General features: G+C 67.6%; 16 protein-coding genes and 1 riboswitch. Of the genes, 11 read left to right on the top strand and 5 right to left on the bottom strand.

The window, feature by feature from the left end:
• Positions 1-40: 40 nt before the first annotated feature.
• Positions 41-1408, top strand: a complete 1368-nt coding sequence (gene gdhA, locus ACTIAO_RS02630) for an NADP-specific glutamate dehydrogenase (RefSeq protein WP_441904769.1) — start codon at positions 41-43, stop codon at positions 1406-1408.
• Between the two features lie 186 nt (positions 1409-1594).
• Here the strand turns inward: gdhA and ACTIAO_RS02625 are convergent, their stop codons facing one another.
• Together ACTIAO_RS02625 and mfd are read right to left on the bottom strand one after the other, a co-directional pair.
• Positions 1595-2191, bottom strand: a complete 597-nt coding sequence (locus ACTIAO_RS02625) for a gamma carbonic anhydrase family protein (RefSeq protein WP_441904768.1) — start codon at positions 2189-2191, stop codon at positions 1595-1597.
• A gap of 163 nt (positions 2192-2354) precedes the next feature.
• Positions 2355-5888: a transcription-repair coupling factor gene (gene mfd / locus ACTIAO_RS02620; RefSeq protein WP_441904767.1), complete on the bottom strand. Its 3534-nt coding sequence runs from the start codon at positions 5886-5888 to the stop codon at positions 2355-2357.
• 62 nt (positions 5889-5950) lie between these two features.
• Between mfd and ACTIAO_RS02615 the strand changes: the two genes are divergently transcribed.
• From ACTIAO_RS02615 to ACTIAO_RS02585, 7 genes are all read left to right on the top strand, one after another.
• A complete protein-coding gene (locus ACTIAO_RS02615; protein WP_441904766.1) occupies positions 5951-6508 on the top strand; it encodes a GNAT family N-acetyltransferase in 558 nt (185 codons plus the stop codon).
• 44 nt (positions 6509-6552) lie between these two features.
• Positions 6553-7416: an Fpg/Nei family DNA glycosylase gene (locus ACTIAO_RS02610; RefSeq protein ID WP_441904765.1), complete on the top strand. Its 864-nt coding sequence runs from the start codon at positions 6553-6555 to the stop codon at positions 7414-7416.
• 171 nt (positions 7417-7587) lie between these two features.
• Positions 7588-7731: riboswitch (FMN riboswitch) on the top strand.
• 52 nt (positions 7732-7783) lie between these two features.
• Entirely contained in the window at positions 7784-8821 is a 1038-nt protein-coding gene (gene ribD / locus ACTIAO_RS02605; RefSeq protein ID WP_441904764.1) for a bifunctional diaminohydroxyphosphoribosylaminopyrimidine deaminase/5-amino-6-(5-phosphoribosylamino)uracil reductase RibD, read from the top strand.
• A complete protein-coding gene (locus ACTIAO_RS02600) occupies positions 8821-9450 on the top strand; it encodes a riboflavin synthase (protein WP_441904763.1) in 630 nt (209 codons plus the stop codon). The genes ribD and ACTIAO_RS02600 overlap by 1 nt, the downstream gene beginning before the upstream one ends.
• Complete coding sequence (gene ribA / locus ACTIAO_RS02595; RefSeq protein ID WP_441904762.1) at positions 9447-10721, top strand: GTP cyclohydrolase II; 1275 nt, start codon at positions 9447-9449, stop codon at positions 10719-10721. Before ACTIAO_RS02600 ends, ribA begins: the two co-directional genes overlap by 4 nt.
• Positions 10718-11194, top strand: coding sequence for a 6,7-dimethyl-8-ribityllumazine synthase (ribH, locus tag ACTIAO_RS02590; RefSeq protein WP_441904761.1), 477 nt, complete (start codon positions 10718-10720; stop codon positions 11192-11194). Before ribA ends, ribH begins: the two co-directional genes overlap by 4 nt.
• A 58-nt stretch (positions 11195-11252) precedes the next feature.
• Positions 11253-11606: a Fe-S protein gene (locus tag ACTIAO_RS02585; protein WP_441904760.1), complete on the top strand. Its 354-nt coding sequence runs from the start codon at positions 11253-11255 to the stop codon at positions 11604-11606.
• Positions 11607-11740: 134 nt separating this feature from the next.
• On the opposite strand, the gene ACTIAO_RS02580 is transcribed toward ACTIAO_RS02585, so the two are convergent.
• Positions 11741-12772, bottom strand: coding sequence for a S66 family peptidase (locus ACTIAO_RS02580; protein ID WP_441904759.1), 1032 nt, complete (start codon positions 12770-12772; stop codon positions 11741-11743).
• A 358-nt stretch (positions 12773-13130) separates the two neighbouring features.
• On the opposite strand from ACTIAO_RS02580, the gene ACTIAO_RS02575 reads away from it, so the two are divergent.
• Positions 13131-13337, top strand: a complete 207-nt coding sequence (locus ACTIAO_RS02575) for an AsnC family protein (RefSeq protein ID WP_441904758.1) — start codon at positions 13131-13133, stop codon at positions 13335-13337.
• A gap of 27 nt (positions 13338-13364) precedes the next feature.
• A complete protein-coding gene (locus tag ACTIAO_RS02570; protein WP_441904757.1) occupies positions 13365-15272 on the top strand; it encodes an ABC transporter ATP-binding protein in 1908 nt (635 codons plus the stop codon).
• A 307-nt stretch (positions 15273-15579) separates the two neighbouring features.
• Here the strand turns inward: ACTIAO_RS02570 and ACTIAO_RS02565 are convergent, their stop codons facing one another.
• Complete coding sequence (locus tag ACTIAO_RS02565) at positions 15580-17442, bottom strand: phosphoenolpyruvate carboxykinase (GTP) (protein WP_441904756.1); 1863 nt, start codon at positions 17440-17442, stop codon at positions 15580-15582.
• A gap of 116 nt (positions 17443-17558) precedes the next feature.
• Between ACTIAO_RS02565 and ACTIAO_RS02560 the strand changes: the two genes are divergently transcribed.
• The gene (locus ACTIAO_RS02560) at positions 17559-19001 is read left to right on the top strand and encodes a helix-turn-helix domain-containing protein (protein WP_441904755.1); all 1443 of its coding nucleotides are present in this window, start codon (positions 17559-17561) and stop codon (positions 18999-19001) included.
• Positions 19002-19007: 6 nt separating this feature from the next.
• Here ACTIAO_RS02560 and ACTIAO_RS02555 read toward each other — a convergent pair.
• Positions 19008-19690: DNA glycosylase AlkZ-like family protein (locus tag ACTIAO_RS02555; protein ID WP_441904754.1), on the bottom strand; the 683-nt coding region annotated here is incomplete at its 5' end.

Below are 19690 nucleotides of genomic sequence, written 5' to 3'. Positions count from 1 at the left end.
GATCGCGCCCCTCAGCCACATCACCAGAAAGCCGTCCCGCGTGACCGCAACTCTCACTGAATTTCACCCGCTCACCGAGTCCGTCCAGCCCGTGTTCGATACGGTCCTGGCGCGCAGCCCGCACGAACCCGAGTTCCAGCAGGCCGTGCACGAGGTTCTCGGAACGATCTCCCCTGTCCTCGAACAGGACCCGGAGTATGTCGACGCCGGCATCCTGGAGCGACTGGTCGAGCCGGAGCGTCAGATCATGTTCCGCGTGCCGTGGATCGATGATGCGGGCAAACTCCAGGTGAACCGTGGCTACCGCATCCAGTTCTCGTCCGTGCTCGGCCCCTACAAGGGCGGCCTGCGATTCCACCCCTCGGTCAACCTGTCGATCATCAAGTTCCTCGGCTTCGAGCAGATCTTCAAGAACGCTCTGACCGGTCAGGGCATCGGCGGCGCCAAGGGCGGATCCGACTTCGACCCGCATCGCAAGAGCGACGCCGAGGTCATGCGCTTCTGCCAGTCGTTCATGGGCGAGCTGTACCGCCACCTCGGAGAGCACACCGATGTTCCCGCCGGTGACATCGGCGTCGGCGGCCGCGAGATCGGCTACCTGTTCGGCTCCTACCGCAAGATCACGAACCGTCACGAGTCGGGCATGTTCACCGGCAAGGGCACCGGCTGGGGCGGCGCCGAGGTGCGCACCGAAGCGACCGGATACGGCGCGGTGTTCTTCGCTGAGGACATGCTCGCTGTGCACGGTGATTCCCTCGCGGGCAAGCGCGTCGGCATCTCCGGCTCCGGAAACGTCGCGATCTACGCCATCCAGAAGGCCTGCCAGCTCGGTGCGACCGCCGTCACGGCATCCGACTCGTCTGGTTACATCGTCGACGACGCGGGTATCGATCTTGATCTGCTGCGCCAGATCAAAGAGGTCGAGCGCGGCCGCATCGTCGAGTACGCGAACCGTCGCGCGAGCGCGCGTTTCGTCGAGGACGGCAGCGTCTGGGACGTCCCGGTCGACATCGCCGTTCCCTCTGCAACGCAGAACGAGGTCAGCCTCGCCGACGCCGAAGCGCTCATCGCCAACGGCGTGCGTGCGGTGTCCGAGGGTGCGAACATGCCCTGTGTTCCGGATGCCGTCGCGGCATTCCAGCGCGCCGGCGTGCTGTTCGCACCGGGCAAGGCAGCCAACGCCGGTGGAGTTGCGACCTCTGCGCTCGAGATGAGCCAGAACGCCGCTCGTCAGCGCTGGACGTTCAACGACAGCGAGAACAAGCTCCGCGAGATCATGCGCGACATTCACCAGGCGGCGTTCGACGCGGCCGAGAAGTACGGTGTGGCCGGAGACTACGTCGCCGGTGCCAACATCGCCGGCTTCCAGCGGGTCGCCGCGTCCATGCTCGCCCAGGGCGTCATCTGAGGTTTCTTTAGTTCCCGTTCATTTCGTTTCGCCGAGGCCCCCTCTGGTCATCCGCGCCCCCTCTGGGTCGCGTGAATCAGAGGGGGCTTCGTCGCGCAGGAGGGGCCTCGGGGCGGGTGGCGTCGCGCGCTGGGGGCGTCCGCGAGGCGGGTCGGGCGGGTCGGGCGCGCGGGCGGATGCCGCGGCTCAGGCCGGCAGGTCGTCGGCGTGCCGCGCGAGTGAGGACCCATACCGCTCGGTGAGCTGCACCATGAGGTCGGGGGTGTCCCGGTCGACGCCGAACACGTGGCCCGGGAAGTCCAGATCGGGCTGAGCGGCGGCGATCGCATCGGCCTGATCGGGAGAGAACAGCTGCACGGGGTCCCCGGCGGCCACCCACCCGATCGGCACGACCGTGCCTTCGGGCAGCACAGCGCGGCGCTGCACGATCGCGTTGACGCGGATCTCGCAGCGCGGTCCGAGGATCGATCCGTTGAACACTCGAGCCCCCGATGCGAAGAAGACCTCTTCCCCAACGGTCGCCCCGGCGATGCTCGCGAGCGTGCCGACGAGGGTGTGCGCTCCGATGTGCACGGAGTTGGCCGCGGTGGCGCGGATGAGCGCGTTCTCCATCACGATCACGTGCTCGCCGAGGGTGATCGGGCCGCCCTCCGCGGTGATCACGGCGCCGTGCAGCACCTGGCAGCGCGGGCCGATCTCCACATCTCCCGAGATGACAGCGGTCGGCGCGATGACGGCGGTGTCATCGATGCGGGGCCGAGCCCCGAGGTGCTCGTACAACATGCCGCCAGACTAGCTCAGGGATCGAAACGCGCGTGAGCCAGGTTCCAAATCCCAGACGAGTGCGCGCCAGCACGGCGTGTCTCGGCATCGACACTCCGCCCGAAGCCACGAGCGTCTGGGATTCGGGCCAGGTCCGGATGCCGCACGCGCGCGCACGAGCGGGTCAGGATGCTGGAGCGGCGACCACCGGCGCGGGGAACAGCGCGGTCAGCAGCTGCGATACCCAGGCGAGGACCTCGGCATCCTCGGGCAAGGGCACCAGGAGGGCCTCTCCCCCGGCGACGAGCTTGGCCTTCGGGTACAGGCGCTGCAGGCGAACCTTCATCGAATCCTCGAGTCGGGCCGGTGCCACGCGCAGGTTCGAGCCCATCACCACGACATCGGTGAGCCCGGCGGCAGCCGCGCGACGACGCACCCGTGCGACGGACACCAGGCCGTCAACCTCTTCGGGGAGCTCTCCGTACCGGTCGGTAAGTTCTTCGACGACGAGGTCGATTGCATCGTCCTTCGCGCTCGGAGCCGCCGCTGCCGAGAGCTTCTGGTACGCCTCCAGGCGCAGGCGTTCGCTGTCGATGTAGGTCTCGGGGATGCGAGCATCCACCGGGATCTCCATCCGCAACTCGACGTCACCCGCCGTGTCTTCGCCGCGGAAGTTCGCGACGGCCTCGCCGACCATCCGCAGGTACAGATCGAAGCCGACACCGGCGATGTGCCCGGCCTGCTCCCCGCCGAGCATGTTTCCGGCACCGCGCAGCTCGAGGTCCTTCAGCGCGACCTGCATTCCGGAGCCGAGATCGTTGTTGACCGCGATCGTCTGCAGGCGGTCGGCGGCTGTCTCGGACAGCGGCTTGGAGTCGTCGTAGAGGAAATACGCGTAGGCGCGCTCGCGCGCTCGCCCCACCCGGCCACGCAGCTGGTGCAGCTGAGAGAGGCCGTATTTGTCGGCCTTGTCGATGATGATCGTGTTGGCGTTGGAGATGTCGAGTCCGGTCTCGATGATCGTCGTCGACACGAGCACGTCGTATTTGCGCTCCCAGAAGTCGTCGACGACCTGCTCGAGCTGGTGCTCGCCCATCCGCCCGTGCGCGACGGCGATCCGCGCCTCCGGCACGAGCTCGGCGAGCTCGGAAGCCACGCGCTGGATCGACTGCACACGGTTGTGCACGAAGAACACCTGTCCCTCGCGCAGGATCTCGCGCCGGATCGCGGCGGCCATCTGCTTGTCGCTGCGCGGTCCGACGAACGTGAGAATCGGATGCCGGTCCTCGGGCGGCGTCGCAAGCGTCGACATCTCGCGGATGCCGGTGACGGCCATCTCGAGCGTGCGCGGGATCGGCGTCGCACTCATCGCGAGGATGTCGACATTCATCTTCAGCTTCTTCAGCTTGTCCTTGTGCTCGACGCCGAAGCGCTGCTCCTCATCGATGATGAGAAGCCCGAGGTCCTTGAACATCACCTGGTCGGTGAGGATGCGGTGCGTGCCGATGACCATGTCGACCGAGCCATCCAGCAGCCCTTCGAGGGTGAGACGCGCATCCTTGTCGGTCTGGAAACGCGAGAGCGCCTTGACCTTCACAGGGAACCCGGCGAAGCGCTCGGTGAAGGTCTCCATGTGCTGCTTGACCAGCAGCGTGGTCGGCACGAGCATCGCGACCTGCTTGCCGTCCTGGATCGCCTTGAATGCCGCGCGCACTGCGACCTCGGTCTTGCCGAAGCCGACGTCGCCTGACAGCAGGCGATCCATCGGGATCTCCCGCTCCATGTCTGCTTTGATCTCATCGATCGTCTGCAGCTGATCCTGCGTCTCGGCGAACGGGAACGCCTCTTCCAGCTCCCGCTGCCAGGGGGTGTCCGGTCCGAACGCGTAGCCCTTGGCCGACATGCGCGCCGAATACAGCTTCACGAGTTCGACGGCGATGTCGCGGACGGCCTTGCGCGCCTTGCCCTTGGCCGCGGACCAGTCACTGCCGCCCATCTTCGACAGCGTCGGGGCCTCGCCGCCGACGTACTTCGAGAGCAGGTCGAGCTGGTCGGTGGGAACGTAGAGCTTGTCGCCCGGGTAACCGCGCTTCGACGGCGCGTACTCGAGCACAAGGTAGTCGCGGGTGGTCTTGGTGGCATTGCGGCCGCCGGTGGATACCTCGCGCTGGGTCATCTCGACGAACTTCGCGATGCCGTGCGTGGCGTGCACGACGTGGTCGCCGTTCTTCAGCTGCAGCGGGTCGACCACGTTGCGCCGCCGGGAGGCGAGCTTCTTCACGACCCGCTGGTCGCCACCGATCGTGCGCCCGTAGAACTCGTTGTCGGTGAGGACGGCGAGCTTCGCCTCTGGCACCTGGAATCCGGACTCGAGAGATCCGAGGACGAGAGTAGCGACACCAGCATCCGGCGCGTCTGTCAAAGTATCGACGACGCGAGCCGCGAGTCCGCGCTCGGAGAGCACGTCGCGGGCGCGGTCGACGAGACCGGTTCCGGATGCTGCGACCACGACACGCCAGCCATCGCCGAGACGTGCGGCGACGAACTCGATCGCGCCGTCGACGTTGCCGTGGAAGGACGGGATGATCGACGCGTCGATGTTCGCGGCATCATCGTCGTCGGACGCGAACGGGCTGAATCGCCACCAGACGCCGTCACGGTCGCGGACGATCTCGCGCAGGCGCGCGACGCTGAGGAAGTCTCCGGCGCCGAGGTCGATGGGGGCGGATGCTCCGGACGTCGCTGCGCTCCATGCGGCATCCAGGAACTCGCGGTTCGTCTCACCGAGGCTCTGCGCTCGGGCGGTCGCGCGCTCCGGGTCAACGAGGGCGACGGCCGTTCCAGGGGCAAAGTACTCGGCGAGCGATTTCAGCGGTCCTGCGACTGCGGGCAGCAACGACTCCATGCCCTCGACGGGGATGCCCTCGGCCATCTTCTCGAGCATGCCGGCGATCGCAGGGAACCCGGCGATGAGCGAGCGTGCTTTGTCGCGCACATCGGCCGTCAGCAGCAGCTCGCGGGTCGCGGGAAGCTCGACCAGATCGACGTCACCCGGGAGCGAGCGCTGATCGGCGACGGAGAAGGCACGGATCTGATCGATCTCATCGCCGAAGAATTCCACACGGTAAGGGTGTTCCGAGGTCGGCGGGAAGACATCGAGGATGCCACCGCGCACGGCAAACTCACCGCGGCGGGAGACCATGTCGACGCGGGTGTACGCTCGCTCGACGAGCTTCTCGATCGCGTCGTCGAGTTCCACACCACGCGCGCCGAGCGCGAGGGAGAGCGGTGCGGTGTCGCCGAGGTTGCCGGCGATCGGCTGAAGCGCAGCGCGCACCGAGGCGACGACGATAAGCGGATACTCCCCCGACCAGGTCGTGATGCGGCGGAGCGTCTCCAAGCGCCGCCCGACCGTGTCGGGGCTCGGGCTCAGCCGCTCGTGGGGCAGGGTCTCCCAGGCGGGAAAGCTGAGGATCTCGGCATCCGGAACGAAAGATCCGAGCGATGCCGCGAGCGATTCCGCCCGGCGCCCCGTGGGGGCGACGACGAGGAGGGATGCCGGGTGGCCTGCCTTCGTGCGCTTGTCGAGGAGGCCGGCGACCGTCGGAGCGTCGAGGCCGTCGACCAGTCCGAGATCGGCGTCGGTCTGCGCCCAGGTGAGGGCATCGTGGTAAAGGGTTGCCTCTTCCAAGGCGCGCAGAATCCCGGGAACAGTCACCTGACGAGTGTAATGCGCGCCACTGACATCGAGACTGCACGCCCGCGCCATAGGATTTCACGATGGAACCCGTCACGCTGCACACCGACCGCCTCGTTCTGCGCGCGACGACCACAGACGACATCGATGCGATCTTCGCGGCGTGCCAGGATCCGGCGATTCCGCGGTTCACCAGCGTCCCGAGCCCGTATTCCCGCGAGGATGCCGAAGGATTCGTTCGCCTCGTCGCGGACTGGTGGGCAGACGGCTCGCAAACGGTATGGGCCGTCACCTCTCAGGGAGTCTTGGCGGGAGTGGTCGGCCTGCACCACATCGACCAGGGTTCGGCCGAACTCGGGTACTGGACGGTCGCGGAGCATCGCGGCCAGGGCTTCACCACGGAGGCAGCACGTGCCGCTGTCGAGTGGGGCTTCGCAGCGCTCGGCCTCGCCCGGATCAGCTGGCGTGCCGTGGCCGGGAACATCGCCTCGGCGCGTATCGCCCGGGCCGTGGGCGTGCGATACGAAGGAACGATGCGCCAGGCCTTCATGCACGGCGAGTACCGCGACGACGGCTGGGTCGGCGGAGTCCTGGCATCCGATGACCGCACACCGGTGGAGTGGCCGGTGCCGCTCGGCTGAGCGTGCCCCTGCCGCAGCCCTGAGTCAGGTGGCAGGATGGGCGCATGCCCGAGATGCCGGAGGTGCAGGGGCTCGTCGACTTCCTCGGCGAGCGCGCGGTCGGGCACGCGATCACCCGCACGAGCGTCGGCGAGATCGCGGCGCTGAAGACGTACGACCCGCCGAACACCGCCCTGCACGGTGCGCAGATCACGACCGCGAGCAGGCAGGGCAAGTTCGTCGTGCTCTCGTGCGGCGAGGATCTGCACCTCGTGTTCCACCTGGCGAAGGCCGGCTGGCTGCGCTGGTACGAACTCCTCCCGACCACGCTGATCAAGCCGGGAAAGTCGCCGATCGCGCTGCGCGTCGCCCTCGATGACGACAGCGGATTCGATCTCACCGAAGCAGGGACCAAGAAGTCGCTCGCCGTTTACGTCGTGCGCGATCCGCAGGATGTCCCCGGCATCGCCCGTCTCGGCCCCGAGCCGCTCACCGAGGACTTCACGCGCGACGCCTTCGCGAATCTGCTGGAGGGCAGACGGATGCAGATCAAGGGCCTCCTGCGCGACCAATCCGTGATCGCCGGAATCGGCAACGCCTACTCGGATGAGATCCTGCACGCCGCGCGCATGTCGCCCTACGCGATCAGTGGAAAGCTCGACGACGAAGAGGTCGATCGTCTGTACGCCGCGATGCAGATGACGCTCCGGGATGCCGTGGCCGCAGCATCCGGCAAGCCACCGGCCGATCTCAAGGACGCCAAGCGCGCCGGGTTCCATGTGCACGCGCGCCGTGGCGAGATCTGCCCGGTGTGTGGCGACACGGTCCGCAGCGTCTTCTTCGCCGACCGCTCGCTGGAGTACTGCCCCACGTGCCAGACCAGCGGCAAGGTCCTCGCCGACCGGCGCCTCTCGCGTCTGCTGAAGTAGCGACCGCGGCATCCGCCCCGCTGGAAAACGCAGACGCCCTCCCGCGCGTCGCGGCGAGCCTGCTGACCGACACGCTCCGACACGCCCGTTGGTCTCCGTTTTCCGGCAGAACGACGTCATTCGCCGACCCGGAATGAATCGGATGCCGTCGCGTTGACTACACTGAGCATCAACGTGCTCCGGGGTCGGTGAGAATCCGAACCGGCGGTGACAGTCCGCGAACGCTTCAGTTTCTGAAGCGCCGATCCGGTGGAATTCCGGGACCGACGGTGATGCGAGAGAGATCTCGCTAGTCCGGAAGAGAGGCAGCACGATGCGCGAAAGCGCATTCTCTGTCACCCCCGGAGTCAGACCCGAAGGACGACGGATGGCAGTGACTGGGGCGGAGCGCCGCGCGATGACGCGTGCGATCGAACTCGCCGCCCACGGCCCCCGCGGCATCAATCCGCAGGTCGGCGCCGTCATCCTCTCCCCCACGGGCGACATCATCGCCGAAGGCTGGCACAAGGGCGCTGGCACACCACACGCCGAGGTCGATGCCCTCTCGAAGCTTCCTGAAGGCGCAGCCCGCGGCGCGACAGCGATCGTCACCCTCGAACCGTGCAACCACACGGGCCGCACCGGTCCCTGCGCCCTCGCTCTCATCGAGGCCGGCATCGCGCGCGTCGTCTACGCCGAGAGCGACCCCGGTGATGCGTCCAGTGGCGGGGCCGGTCGTCTACGCGCAGCAGGGGTCGATGTCGAATCCGGCGAGCAAGCGGATGCCGTCGACGCCCTGATCGCGGACTGGATGACCGCCCAGCGACTCGGGCGGCCGCACATCACGGTGAAGTGGGCGCAGAGCCTCGACGGGCGCGCAGCCGCAAGCGACGGCACGAGTCAGTGGATCACCGGGCCCGAAGCCCGCGCCGACGTGCACCGCCGCCGCAGCGTAGCCGACGCGATCATCGTCGGTACCGGCACGATGCTCGCCGACGACCCCGGACTCACCGCCCGCGACGGAGACGTCCTGTTCGAGCACCAGCCCGTCCCGGTCGTGATCGGCACGCGTGAGACCCCAGCGGATGCTGCGATCCACCGTCACCCGCATGAACCGCTGTTCTACAACACGCACGATCTGCACACGGTGGTCGCAGACCTTCATGCCCGCGGCATCCAACGTGCGTTCATCGAGGGTGGCCCGACCCTCGCCAGCGCATTCATCGCCGCGGGCCTCGCCGACCGCACCCTCGCGTACATCGCCCCCGTGCTGCTGGGGGGTGAGCGCCTCGCGCTGACCGACATCGGCGTGACGACCATCGACGCCGCCCGGCGACTGACCATCGACGAATGGGTCCCGCTCGGCGCCGACCTGCTCGCAATCGCACGCGTCATCGACGACGCATCCCAGGAAGGAACGCACTGATGTTCACCGGAATCATCGAGGAGATCGGCGAGATCACCGCCATCGCACCGTCCGGCGACGGGTGGCGGTTGACGGTTCGCGCCCCGAAGGCCGCGCAGGATGCCGTGCACGGCGAATCGATCGCCGTCTCCGGGGTCTGCCTGACCGTGGTCGGTTCATCCGCCGACACCTTCGACACCGATGTGATGAAGCAGACCCTCGACGTGTCGGCGCTGGCGACAGCATCCGTCGGCACCCGGGTCAACATCGAGAAGGCGATGCCGGTCGGCGCGCGCTTGGGCGGACACATCGTCCAGGGCCACGTCGACGGCGCCGGCACCATCGTCGAAGTGCGTCCGGGCGACCAGTGGAGCGTGCTGCGCGTCGCGATCCCCGCCGATCTCGCGCCCCTCGTCGTCGACAAGGGATCGATCTCGATCGATGGGACCTCGCTCACTGTCAGCGCCGTGAGCGCCGCCGGCGTCGAAGACGCCTGGCTCGAGGTCTCCCTCATCCCCGAGACCCTCGCCGCCACGACCCTCGGCAGCCGCTCCGTCGGCGACCGCGTGAACCTTGAAACCGACATCCTCGCCCGTCATGTCGAGCGCCTCCTAGCGTTCCGGGCCGCTCCGGAAGGAGGCTCACGATGAGCCTTTCCACCATCGAAGAAGCTCTCGAGTCACTGCGGGCCGGTCGTCCTGTCATCGTCGCGGACGATGAGAACCGCGAGAACGAGGGCGACGTCATCCTCTCGGCCGAACTCGCCACCCCCGAGTGGGTCGCCTGGACGGTGCGCTGGTCGTCGGGCTTCATCTGCGCTCCGATGTCCGCTGATCTCGCCGATCATCTGAACCTGCCGCCGATGGTGGAGAACAGCGAGGATGCTCGCTCGACGGCATACACGGTGAGCGTGGATGCCGCGGAGGGCGTCACCACCGGCATCAGCGCCTCCGATCGCGCGCACACGCTGAACGTGCTCGCGAATCCGGAGTCCACCGCGACGAGCATCATCCGCCCAGGTCACGTGCTGCCGCTGCGTGCTGTCGACGGTGGCGTGCGCGAGCGCGGCGGACACACCGAGGCTGCGGTCGATCTCATGAAGCTCGCCGGTCTCCAGCCGATCGGTGCGATCGCGGAGGTCGTCGCCGAGGACGGCAGCATGATGCGCCTGCCCGGTCTCCAGGAGCTCGGCGCGCGCGATGGCATCCCCGTCATCACGATCGAGCAGCTGATCGGTCACCTCAACGAGATCGACCCGCTCGACGGGCCCATCCTCTCGTCGCGTGCGGGGCGACGGCGCGTGAGTCTGCGAGCGGATGCCACGGTTCCCACCGAGCACGGCGTATTCCGTTTCCTGGCCTACAAGGATCGCGTCACCGGCACCGATCACATCGCGGTCGTCTCCGGTGAGCTCGATGAGACCGCTCTGGTGCGCGTGCACTCCGAGTGCCTGACCGGCGAGGCGTTCGGCTCGCTCAAGTGCGAATGCGGACCGCAGCTGCAGGCTGCTCTCGACGCGATCGAGCAGGATGGCGGGGTCGTCATCTACATGCGCGGGCACGAGGGACGCGGCATCGGCCTCATCAACAAGCTGCGCGCCTACAGCCTGCAGGAGGACGGGCTCGACACCGTCGACGCCAACCTCGCCCTCGGACTGCCGGCAGATGCTCGCGAGTACGCCGCAGCCGCCGGCATCCTCAGTGACCTGGGCGTCTCGAAAGTGCGCCTCATGACCAACAACACCGACAAGGTCAGCAAGCTCCGCGAGCTCGGCCTCGATGTCGTCGAGCAGGTTCCCCTGATCGTCGGCGTCGGTCCCAACAATCACCAGTACCTCGAGACCAAGCGCGATCGCATGGGCCACATCATCGGCGAAGCCGAGCTGGCCGCCGCCCTCGCGCAGGGAAAGGACAACGCATGAGCGGCGCAGGAGCTCCCTCCCCGACCGAGAAGATCGACGGCTCAGGCCTTCGCGTGGTCGTCATCGCCGGAACCTGGCATGACGTCATCACCGGTGGACTGATCGCAGGCGCGGAGCGGGTGCTCGCAGCATCCGGCGCCTCGTTCGAGACCGTACGCGTGCCCGGCTCCTTCGAGCTCGCCGTCGCAGCCCAGGCGGCGTTCGCCGGCGGTGCGGATGCCGTGGTGGCCCTCGGCGTCATCATCCGCGGCGGCACGCCGCACTTCGAGTACGTCTCGGCCGCGACGACCGACGGACTCACCCGGGTCGCGTTGGATGCTGGCAAACCCGTCGGCTTCGGCGTGCTCACTCTCGACGATGAGCAGCAGGGCCTGGACCGGGCGGGACTCGAGGGTTCGAAAGAGGACAAGGGTGCGGAGGCGGCGGATGCTGCGCTGCGGACCGCGCTGGTGATCAAAGCGCTGCGCGGCTGAAGAGCGGGTGAGGCTCGCCTGTGTAGCAAGGAGATGCGCGGAGGGCTAGCCTGTGGGCATGGAGACCCTGCGCCACATCGTTCTGTTCATCCACCTCATCGGTTTCGCCACGCTCTTCGGAGCCTGGGCCGTCCAAGCGTTCGGAGGCAAGCGCCAGTTCACGAGCCTGATGAACACGGGAATGGCGATCGCCGCCGTCGCCGGTTTGATCCTCGCCGCGCCGTGGCCTGCGGGTATCGAGATGAACTACGCCAAGCTCGGCACGAAGCTCGTCATCCTGCTCATCATCGGTGCGCTCCTCGGCATCGGCCTGAGCAAGCAGCGCAAGTCCTCCGGTAGCGTCCCCGCCGGCATGTTCTGGGCCGTCGGAATCCTGACGCTCGTCAACGCGGGTATCGCCGTCCTCTGGTGAGTTCGCCGACCTCGTCTGACTCCGTGGGCGCTCGCCGCTCCGCGTGAGTTCGCCGAGGCCCCCTCTGGTTGCCGACGCCCCCTCTGCCCAACGTGTGGCAGAGGGGGCGTCGATGCCCAGAGGGGGCCTCGGCGTCAGTAGCCGGCGAACACCTTCTGCTGGGCGCCGTCGAGCACCATGCGTCCGCCGTACGGCACGATCCACTGCGGCCGGGTGTGCCCGAACGGCACCCCAACGCACACGACGGCATCCGGGTTGTAGTGTGCGACGACCTCGATGACGACGTCGCGCTGGGCGGCGCGCAGCGCGTCCGCTTCCGCAGGAGACGGGTGGAAGTCGAAGTCGCTCACGACCGGTCGCGCGATGACGACACCGGCCACCGCCGCGAGGATCCCGCGCTCCCCCAGACCGCGCAGCCAACGGGCGACCCACCCGGCTGAAGGACGTTCTTCACTCGTCTCCAGCAGCAGGATCGCCCCCTCGAGAGTGGATGCCGCGGGGAGGCGGTCAGCGAATGCCAGACCGTCGATGACTTCGAGGCATCCGCCCCAGGTACGCCCCTCGACGCGCTTTGCCGGCCCCGCCCACGTCCACGGTTCGGTGGGGATGCGGTCGCCGTACTCGGTGAGCGAACGCGGGTCGGTCCAACGCTTGCCGACATCCTCCGATTCGCCCGGCTCGGTGAGTTCGAGGTCACCTCCGTCGAGCAACGCAGCACGGAGCGAGCGCAGATGGATATCGTCGACGGCAGGGCCTGGCCCCAGGTGAACGGCGGTCGAGCCGCCGTAGAAGCTCTGGATGCCGTGTCCCCACAGCCAGTTCGAAATGTTCGCGTTGTCGCTGTAGCCGAGGAACGGCTTGGGGTCTGCCTGCGCGAGCGCAGCATCCAGATGGGACACGACGAGGATCTGGTCGTCGCCGCCGATCGTCGCGATGATCGCCCGGATGCTCGGATCAGAGAACGCCGCGTTGACGTCCGTCGCCCGCGCTTCCGGACTCGCGTCGAGCTGGCGCGTGGTCGGATACTCCACGGGAATGAGCCCGGTGAGCTCGCGCAGGCGGCTCATGGCCTGCTCGTGCAGCTCCGGCGCGACGGCGGGCGCGGCGAAGGCCGGCGAAAGAATCGCGACGCGGTCTCCGGGAACGAGTTTCGGCGGTGTCAGCATCCAACTATTCTGGCCGACGACAACCGACGCTCACTGAACTATCACGTCGCAGTACCTCATGGCGGTCCTCGCCAACTTCTTGTCAAGCGTAAGCAGAGGGATGCCGAGAGCTTCGGCGAGTGCGACGTATCCCGCGTCATACGCGGAGATATCATGACGCAGATTCCAGACTCGTGGGACCAGCCGTCGGAGCGGATGTCGCGCGATCTCCATCGCGAGCATCACGTCAATGCCGTCGCGCGCGGAGTGCGCAGGGAGATTCTTGTGCAGCACGTGCGGGGAACTGAAATCTGTGGAGAACGTTCAATACACGTCAACATTGCTTGACGCTCAGGACCCGTCAACATATATTGACACCATGACTGTTCACACCGCGCAGGACCTCGATCCCGACGGCGAGCCCATCGCTGAACTGCACCGGCTCGCCGGCATCCGCATCGAGGTCTCCCGCGCAGAAGAGGCGCAGGTGCGCCGCGCACGCCTGGCCGGATACTCATGGCAGGCCATCGCCAGCGCCCTCGGAGTGACAAAGCAGGCCGCCCACAGGAAGTACGGTCGTAGGTAACCCCTTTTACTCAGATCGAGGTCTCGCATGTCTCGTACGGCGCCTACCCGCCGACGCGGACGCGGTGCGCCGCAGGACGGCCCGCGCGCCACTTTCCGTCAGCTCCTCCCCTTCCTCTTCGAACACAAACGCACGCTCATCATCGTCGGCGTGCTCAGCATCATCGGCGCCGCGACCTCACTCGTCCAGCCGCTACTGGTCGGACAGGTCATCACCTCAGTGCAAGCCGGCGAGACCCTGGGGATGCTGGTGTGGTTGCTGGTCGGCTTCGTCATCATCTCGTCGGTGATCTCCGGTTACCAGCACTATCTGCTCCAGCGCACCGGAACAGCGGTCGTGCACTCCAGCCGCCGCCAGCTGATCGCACGCATCCTGCACCTGCCGATCCGCGAGTTCGACGCGCGCCGCACGGGCGATCTCGTCTCACGCGTCGGAACCGATACGACTCTGCTCTACGCCGTGCTCACGCAGGGATTGGCGGATGCCGTTGGCAGTGCCATCCTGTTCCTCGGCGCGCTGATCGCGATGCTCATCATCGACCCGATCCTGCTCGTGATCATCGTCGTGGTCGTCGGCGTCTCCCTCACCGTCGTCGTGTTGCTCGGCGGTCGCATCCGCACAGCATCCTCCGCCCAGCAGGTCAAGGTCGGCGAGCTGGCATCCGCCGTCGAACGCGCCGTCTCATCGATCCGCACCGTGCGCGCGTCTGGTGCGACCGAGCGCGAGGCAACGTCGGTCTCCGGGCTCGCGCAGGACGCATACGGCATCGGCGTGCGGATCGCGAAGGTCTCCGCCCTCGTCGTTCCGATCTCCGGCGTCGCCCTGCAGCTCTCACTGCTCGCGGTCCTCGGAGTCGGCGGCTTCCGCGTCGCCGCAGGCGCTCTGAGCGTGGCATCCCTCATCACATTCGTGATGTTCCTGTTCATGCTGCTCATGCCGCTGGCGACCACGTTCGGCGCGATCACCTCGGTGAACCAGGCGCTCGGCGCGCTCGGGCGCATCCAAGAGGTGCTCGACCTTCCGACGGAGGACCAGGAGGATGCCGCGATCGCCGCATCTGTGGTCGAGACCGCCCCGGCCCCTGAGCCTGTCGAAGGGCCCGCACCCGCCCTGTCGTTCCACGACGTGCGGTTCCGCTACCCGGACGCGGTCATCGCCGCGCGCGAGGCCGCGGCGAACGAGGCACGCACGCTCCTCGTCGACGCACATCTCGAGAGCGCCGAAGAGGCGCTGGATGCTGAGCAGGACACCGACCGCGACGTGCTCCGCGGCGTCTCGTTCGATGTGCCGCGCGGGGCGCGCGTCGCGCTCGTCGGCCCGAGCGGTGCCGGCAAGAGCACGGTCCTCTCACTGGTCGAGCGCTTCTACGACCCCACCGGCGGCTCCATCCGGCTGGACGGCCATGACATCCGCACCTACCCGCGCGCCGAGCTGCGCGCGCACTTCGGCTACGTCGAACAGGATGCCCCGACCCTCGCCGGAACCCTCGCCGACAACCTGCGCCTGGCATCCCCGGATGCCACCGACGCGGACTGCGAGCGCGTGCTGCACGCCGTGAACCTCGGCGATGTGCTCGAGCGCGGGCCGCTGGGGCTTCAGATGCCCGTCGGCGAAGACGGTGTGATGCTCTCCGGCGGAGAGCGCCAGCGACTGGCAATCGCCCGGGCGCTGCTGACCGAGGCGCCGATCCTGCTGCTCGACGAATCGACGTCCTCGCTCGATGGAGTGAACGAGCAGCGGATGCGCGCGGCCATCGATGCTGTCTCGACCGACCGTACGCTCGTCGTGATCGCGCACCGGCTGTCCACTGTCGTCGACAGCGATGTGATCATCGTGCTGCAGGACGGAGAGGTCGTCGGCCGCGGCACGCATGCAGAGCTCGTCGAGCAGGTTCCGCTGTACCGGGATCTCGCCCGCCATCAGCTGCTGGCGTAGCATCCGGCTCGGCGGTCTGGTGCGGCTTCGTCTCGCGTAGACCCGCACTGAGCGAGCGTCAGCGAGTCGAAGTGTCGCTCAACGTCCCGCGGGAGGGGACGTAGCATCCGCTCTTCGCTCGCTGGGGCGTCCCGTTCTGCGGACGCTGTCCCGATCTGCTGACTGATTCCCCCGAAACGTCAGCAGAACGGGACAGGCCCGGCTTATCGGGCGCGGAGCGCGCGCCCGGTCTATCTCGCGGCAGCAGGATGGCGGGACCACTCAGCCACGGGTCCGTCCCTGTCATCCCGCCGCCGCGGGTCTTGTCTCACACCTGCGCGAGGCGGTACCGCAGCGAGGCGAGCTCGGTGCGCAGCGCTGCGGGCAGCGTGTCACCGAAGGTGTCGTAGAACGCTTCGGTCGAGTCTGCTTCCGCCGACCACGCCGCAGCATCCACCTCGAAGAGCTCCTCGAGGTCCTGTGCGGGCACGTCGATGCCGTCGAGGTTGAGGTCCGACGTCACGGGCAGACGGCCGATCGGGCTGTCGACGGCGCTGACTTCACCGCTGATCCGGCGAACGATCCAGTCGATCACACGAGCGTTGTCACCGAAGCCGGGCCACAGGAACCGTCCGTCCGCACCGCGACGGAACCAGTTGACCTGGAAGATCCGCGGTGCGCGGTCGAAGCGCAGGGAGCGGCCGACCTTCAGCCAGTGCGCGAAGTAGTCACCCATGTTGTAGCCGCAGAACGGCAGCATCGCGAAGGGGTCGCGGCGCAACTCGCCGACGGTGCCCTCGGCAGCCGCGGTGCGCTCCGAGGAGATCGTCGAACCGAGGAACACGCCGTGCGTCCAGTCCGTGGCCTCGACGACGAGCGGGACATTGCTCGCGCGGCGCCCGCCGAAGAGGATGATGTCGAGCGGCACGGCCTCTTCCCAGTCATCCGAGATCTGCGGGCACTGGGCCGCGGCGACCGTGAAGCGCGAGTTGGGGTGCGCGGCGGGACGGCCCGAGTTCGGCGTCCAGTCGTTGCCTTCCCAGTCGATGAGATTCGCCGGCGGGGTGTCGGTCAGACCCTCCCACCAGACGTCGCCGTCCGGGCGCAGCGCCACGTTCGTGAAGATCGTGTTGCCCCAGAGGGTCTCGATCGCGGTGACGTTGGTCGACTCGCCAGTGCCGGGCGCGACGCCGAAGAAGCCGGCCTCGGGGTTGATGGCCCACATGCGGCCGTCTTCGCCGGGACGGATCCACGCGATGTCGTCGCCGAGGGTCTCGACCTTCCAGCCGGGAATGGTCGGGCGGAGCATCGCGAGGTTCGTCTTGCCGCAGGCAGAGGGGAACGCCGCCGCCACGTGGTACGGCTTGCCATTCGGGTCGATGACGCGGATGAGCAGCATGTGCTCGGCGAGCCAGCCCTCGTCGCGGGCGATCACCGAAGCGATGCGCAGCGCGAAGCACTTCTTGGCGAGGATGGCGTTTCCGCCGTAGCCGGACCCGTACGAGTAGACCTCGAGCGTGTCCGGGAAGTGCACGATGTACTTCTCGTCGCTGCAGGGCCATTCGACGTCCGCCTCGCCCGGAGCCAACGGTGCGCCGACGGAGTGGACCGTCTTGACCCACGGCGCCCCCTCGGCGATCTGACGGGTGACCGCATCGCCGACGCGGGTCATGATGCCGATGGACGCTACGGCGTAGGCGCTGTCGGTGATCTGCACGCCGATGTGCGAGAGGGGTCCACCGACCGCTCCCATCGAGAACGGCACGACGTACATCGTGCGGCCGCGCATCGAGCCCTCGAAGATCTCATTCATCTTCTGGTGCATCTCGGTGGGCTCGGCCCAGTTGTTCGTGGGGCCGGCGTCCTTCTCCTCCGCGGAGGCGATGAACGTGCGAGCCTCGGTGCGAGCGACATCGCTCGGGTGGGAGCGTGCCAGGTAGGAGCCCGGGCGCCACTCGGGGTTGAGCTTGATGATCTTGCCCTCGTCGACGAGACCGCGCAGCAGCGCGTCGTTCTCGGCCGGGGACCCATCGACCCAGTGCACGGCATCGGGCTGGGTGAGCTCGCGGATCTCCTCCACCCAGGCCGTGAGCTCGGCCATAGCGGGGGTGTCATACGTCGGAGCCGCGCCCAGAGGTCGCACTGCGGAAACCGCCGGAACGCGAGGTGTGAAGGTCTCGGCCATAGCCATGTCTGCTCCTTGATGATCGAAGAGATCGGTGTATGCATCCATTCTGTGCAACCAAAAGGTGCACTTTCGGCCGAATCGCACCTAAAGAAGTGCGTTTCTTTCGCTATGCTCAAGGAATGAGCAGCTCCGGCATCCACCTCACGACTCTTGGCCACCGCATCCGCCATCACCGCGTGGCGCAGGGGTTCACCCTCGACGAACTCGGCGCGAAGGTGGGGGTTGCGGGCTCGCAGCTCAGCCTCATCGAGAACGGCAAGCGCGAGCCCAAGCTCTCGCTGCTGCAGGCAATCGCCCAGGCGACCGGCACCGAGGTCTCAGACCTCATCTCCGAGGAACCGCCGAACCGCCGTGCGGCGCTGGAGATCGAACTCGAGAAGGCGCAGGCAAGCCCGGTGTTCCGCCAGCTCGGCATCAGCCCCGTGCGCGTCTCGAAGGGGATGCCGGACGAGACGATCGAATCGGTCCTCGGCCTCCATCGCGAGCTGCAGCGCCGTGAGCGCGAGGCGATCGCGACGCCCGAAGAGGCGCGCCGGGCGAACACCGAGTTGCGGCTGCGGATGCGCGCGCAGAACAACTACATCGGCGACATCGAGAAGCTCGCCGAGAAGCAACTGAAGGCAGCGGGCCACGTCTCCGGGGCACTCACTCACCGCACGGTCATCATCATGGCCGAGAAGCTCGGCTTCGAACTGATCTATGTGAACGACCTGCCGCATTCCACTCGCTCTGTCACCGACCTCGAGAACAGCCGGATCTATCTGCCACCGGCATCCATTCCGGGTGGCCACGGTCTGCGATCGATGGCGCTGCAGGCGATGGCGCACCGTCTGCTCGGCCACACGCCGCCGACCGACTACGCGGACTTCCTGCAGCAGCGGCTCGAGATCAACTACTTCGCCGCAGCATGCCTGATCCCCGAGACCGCGGGGGTCGCCTTCCTGCAGCAGGCGAAGAAGGACCGCAACCTCGCCGTCGAAGACTTCCGCGATGCGTTCGGCGTCACGCATGAGGCCGCGGGCATGCGAATGACGAATCTCATGACCGAGCACCTCGGCATGAAGCTGCACTTCCTGCGCGTCGACGACAGCGGGGCGATCACCCGCGTCTATGAGAACGACGGCCTGCCCCTGCCGATGGATGTGACCGGCGCCGTCGAGGGCCAGCCGGTGTGCCGCAAGTTCCAGGCGCGTGCCGCGTTCACGGAGCAGAACCGCACGACCGAGCGCTACCAGTACACCGATACTCCGTCGGGCACGTTCTGGTGCGCGAGCCAGACCGGGTCGGGCAGCTCGGGCGAATACTCGGTCACGGTGGGAGTGCCGTTTGACGACGCACGGTGGTGGCGTGGCCGGGGTACGCCCGATCGCGCCGTGTCGACGTGCCCGGATGAAGCGTGCTGCCGCCGCCCTGATCCGCACCTCACCGATCGCTGGAGCGGACACTCCTGGCCGAGCGCACGCGTGCACATGCACATGTTCTCGCCGCTTCCCCGCGGTGCTTTCCCGGGCGTGGACGACAGCGAGGTGTACGCGTTCCTCGACCGGCATGCAGCGGAGTGAGGCGCATCAGCCGGTGATGAACGCCGCGTAGCGCGCGAGAGCCGCGGCCATCTCGTCGCCGCTCACGGCGTCTGGCGTCAGCAACTCGGGAACCGGGGCATCAGCGTGCCGCCCCACCGCGGTCGACTGCCGCCAGGTGCCGACGACAACACCATCGTTGATGATGATCGGGCGCACCATGCCGTTCTTTCCCGGCCCGATCGCCGCGAAATGCTCGGGCGGACATGCGACCGTGCGGTCGCGGTACGGGATGTAGTACTCCTCGAAAGATCCGAGCGCGAGAACGGATGCTGCGCGCGGGCTGCGCCGCGGGCGCGTGCATGCCAAGAACACACCGTCGTCGATCTCGTCGATGCGATCGTCAGGGATGGATGCCGCGGCTCGCGCCACCGAGAGCGTGACACCCGCCCACCACGCGAAGTCCTCGGCCGTGGCCGGCCCGTGCCCGACGATGTAGCGCACGAACATCTCGGCGGCAGGATCAGCCGGTGTCGCAGAACTCCCGATGTGCTCCTCGGTCAGGACGAACAACTGTTCGCGCGAGGCTCCCCCGGGGCGCGGTACGACCGGTCCCTGGCAGATGAGGCCGCGGAGGGCCAGATTCTGCACCGCATGCCCTCCGCGCTGCCCCGTCGGGTCGATGCCAGCGCCGTCCAGCAGAGCGAACAGCTCGGCGCGCGTCAGCGCAT

Source organism: Microbacterium sp., assembly GCF_052099035.1.
Taxonomy (GTDB): Bacteria; Actinomycetota; Actinomycetes; order Actinomycetales; family Microbacteriaceae; genus Microbacterium.
The sequence above is the reverse complement of the archived record's forward strand: the minus strand, read 5'-3'. Positions and strand labels throughout refer to the sequence as shown.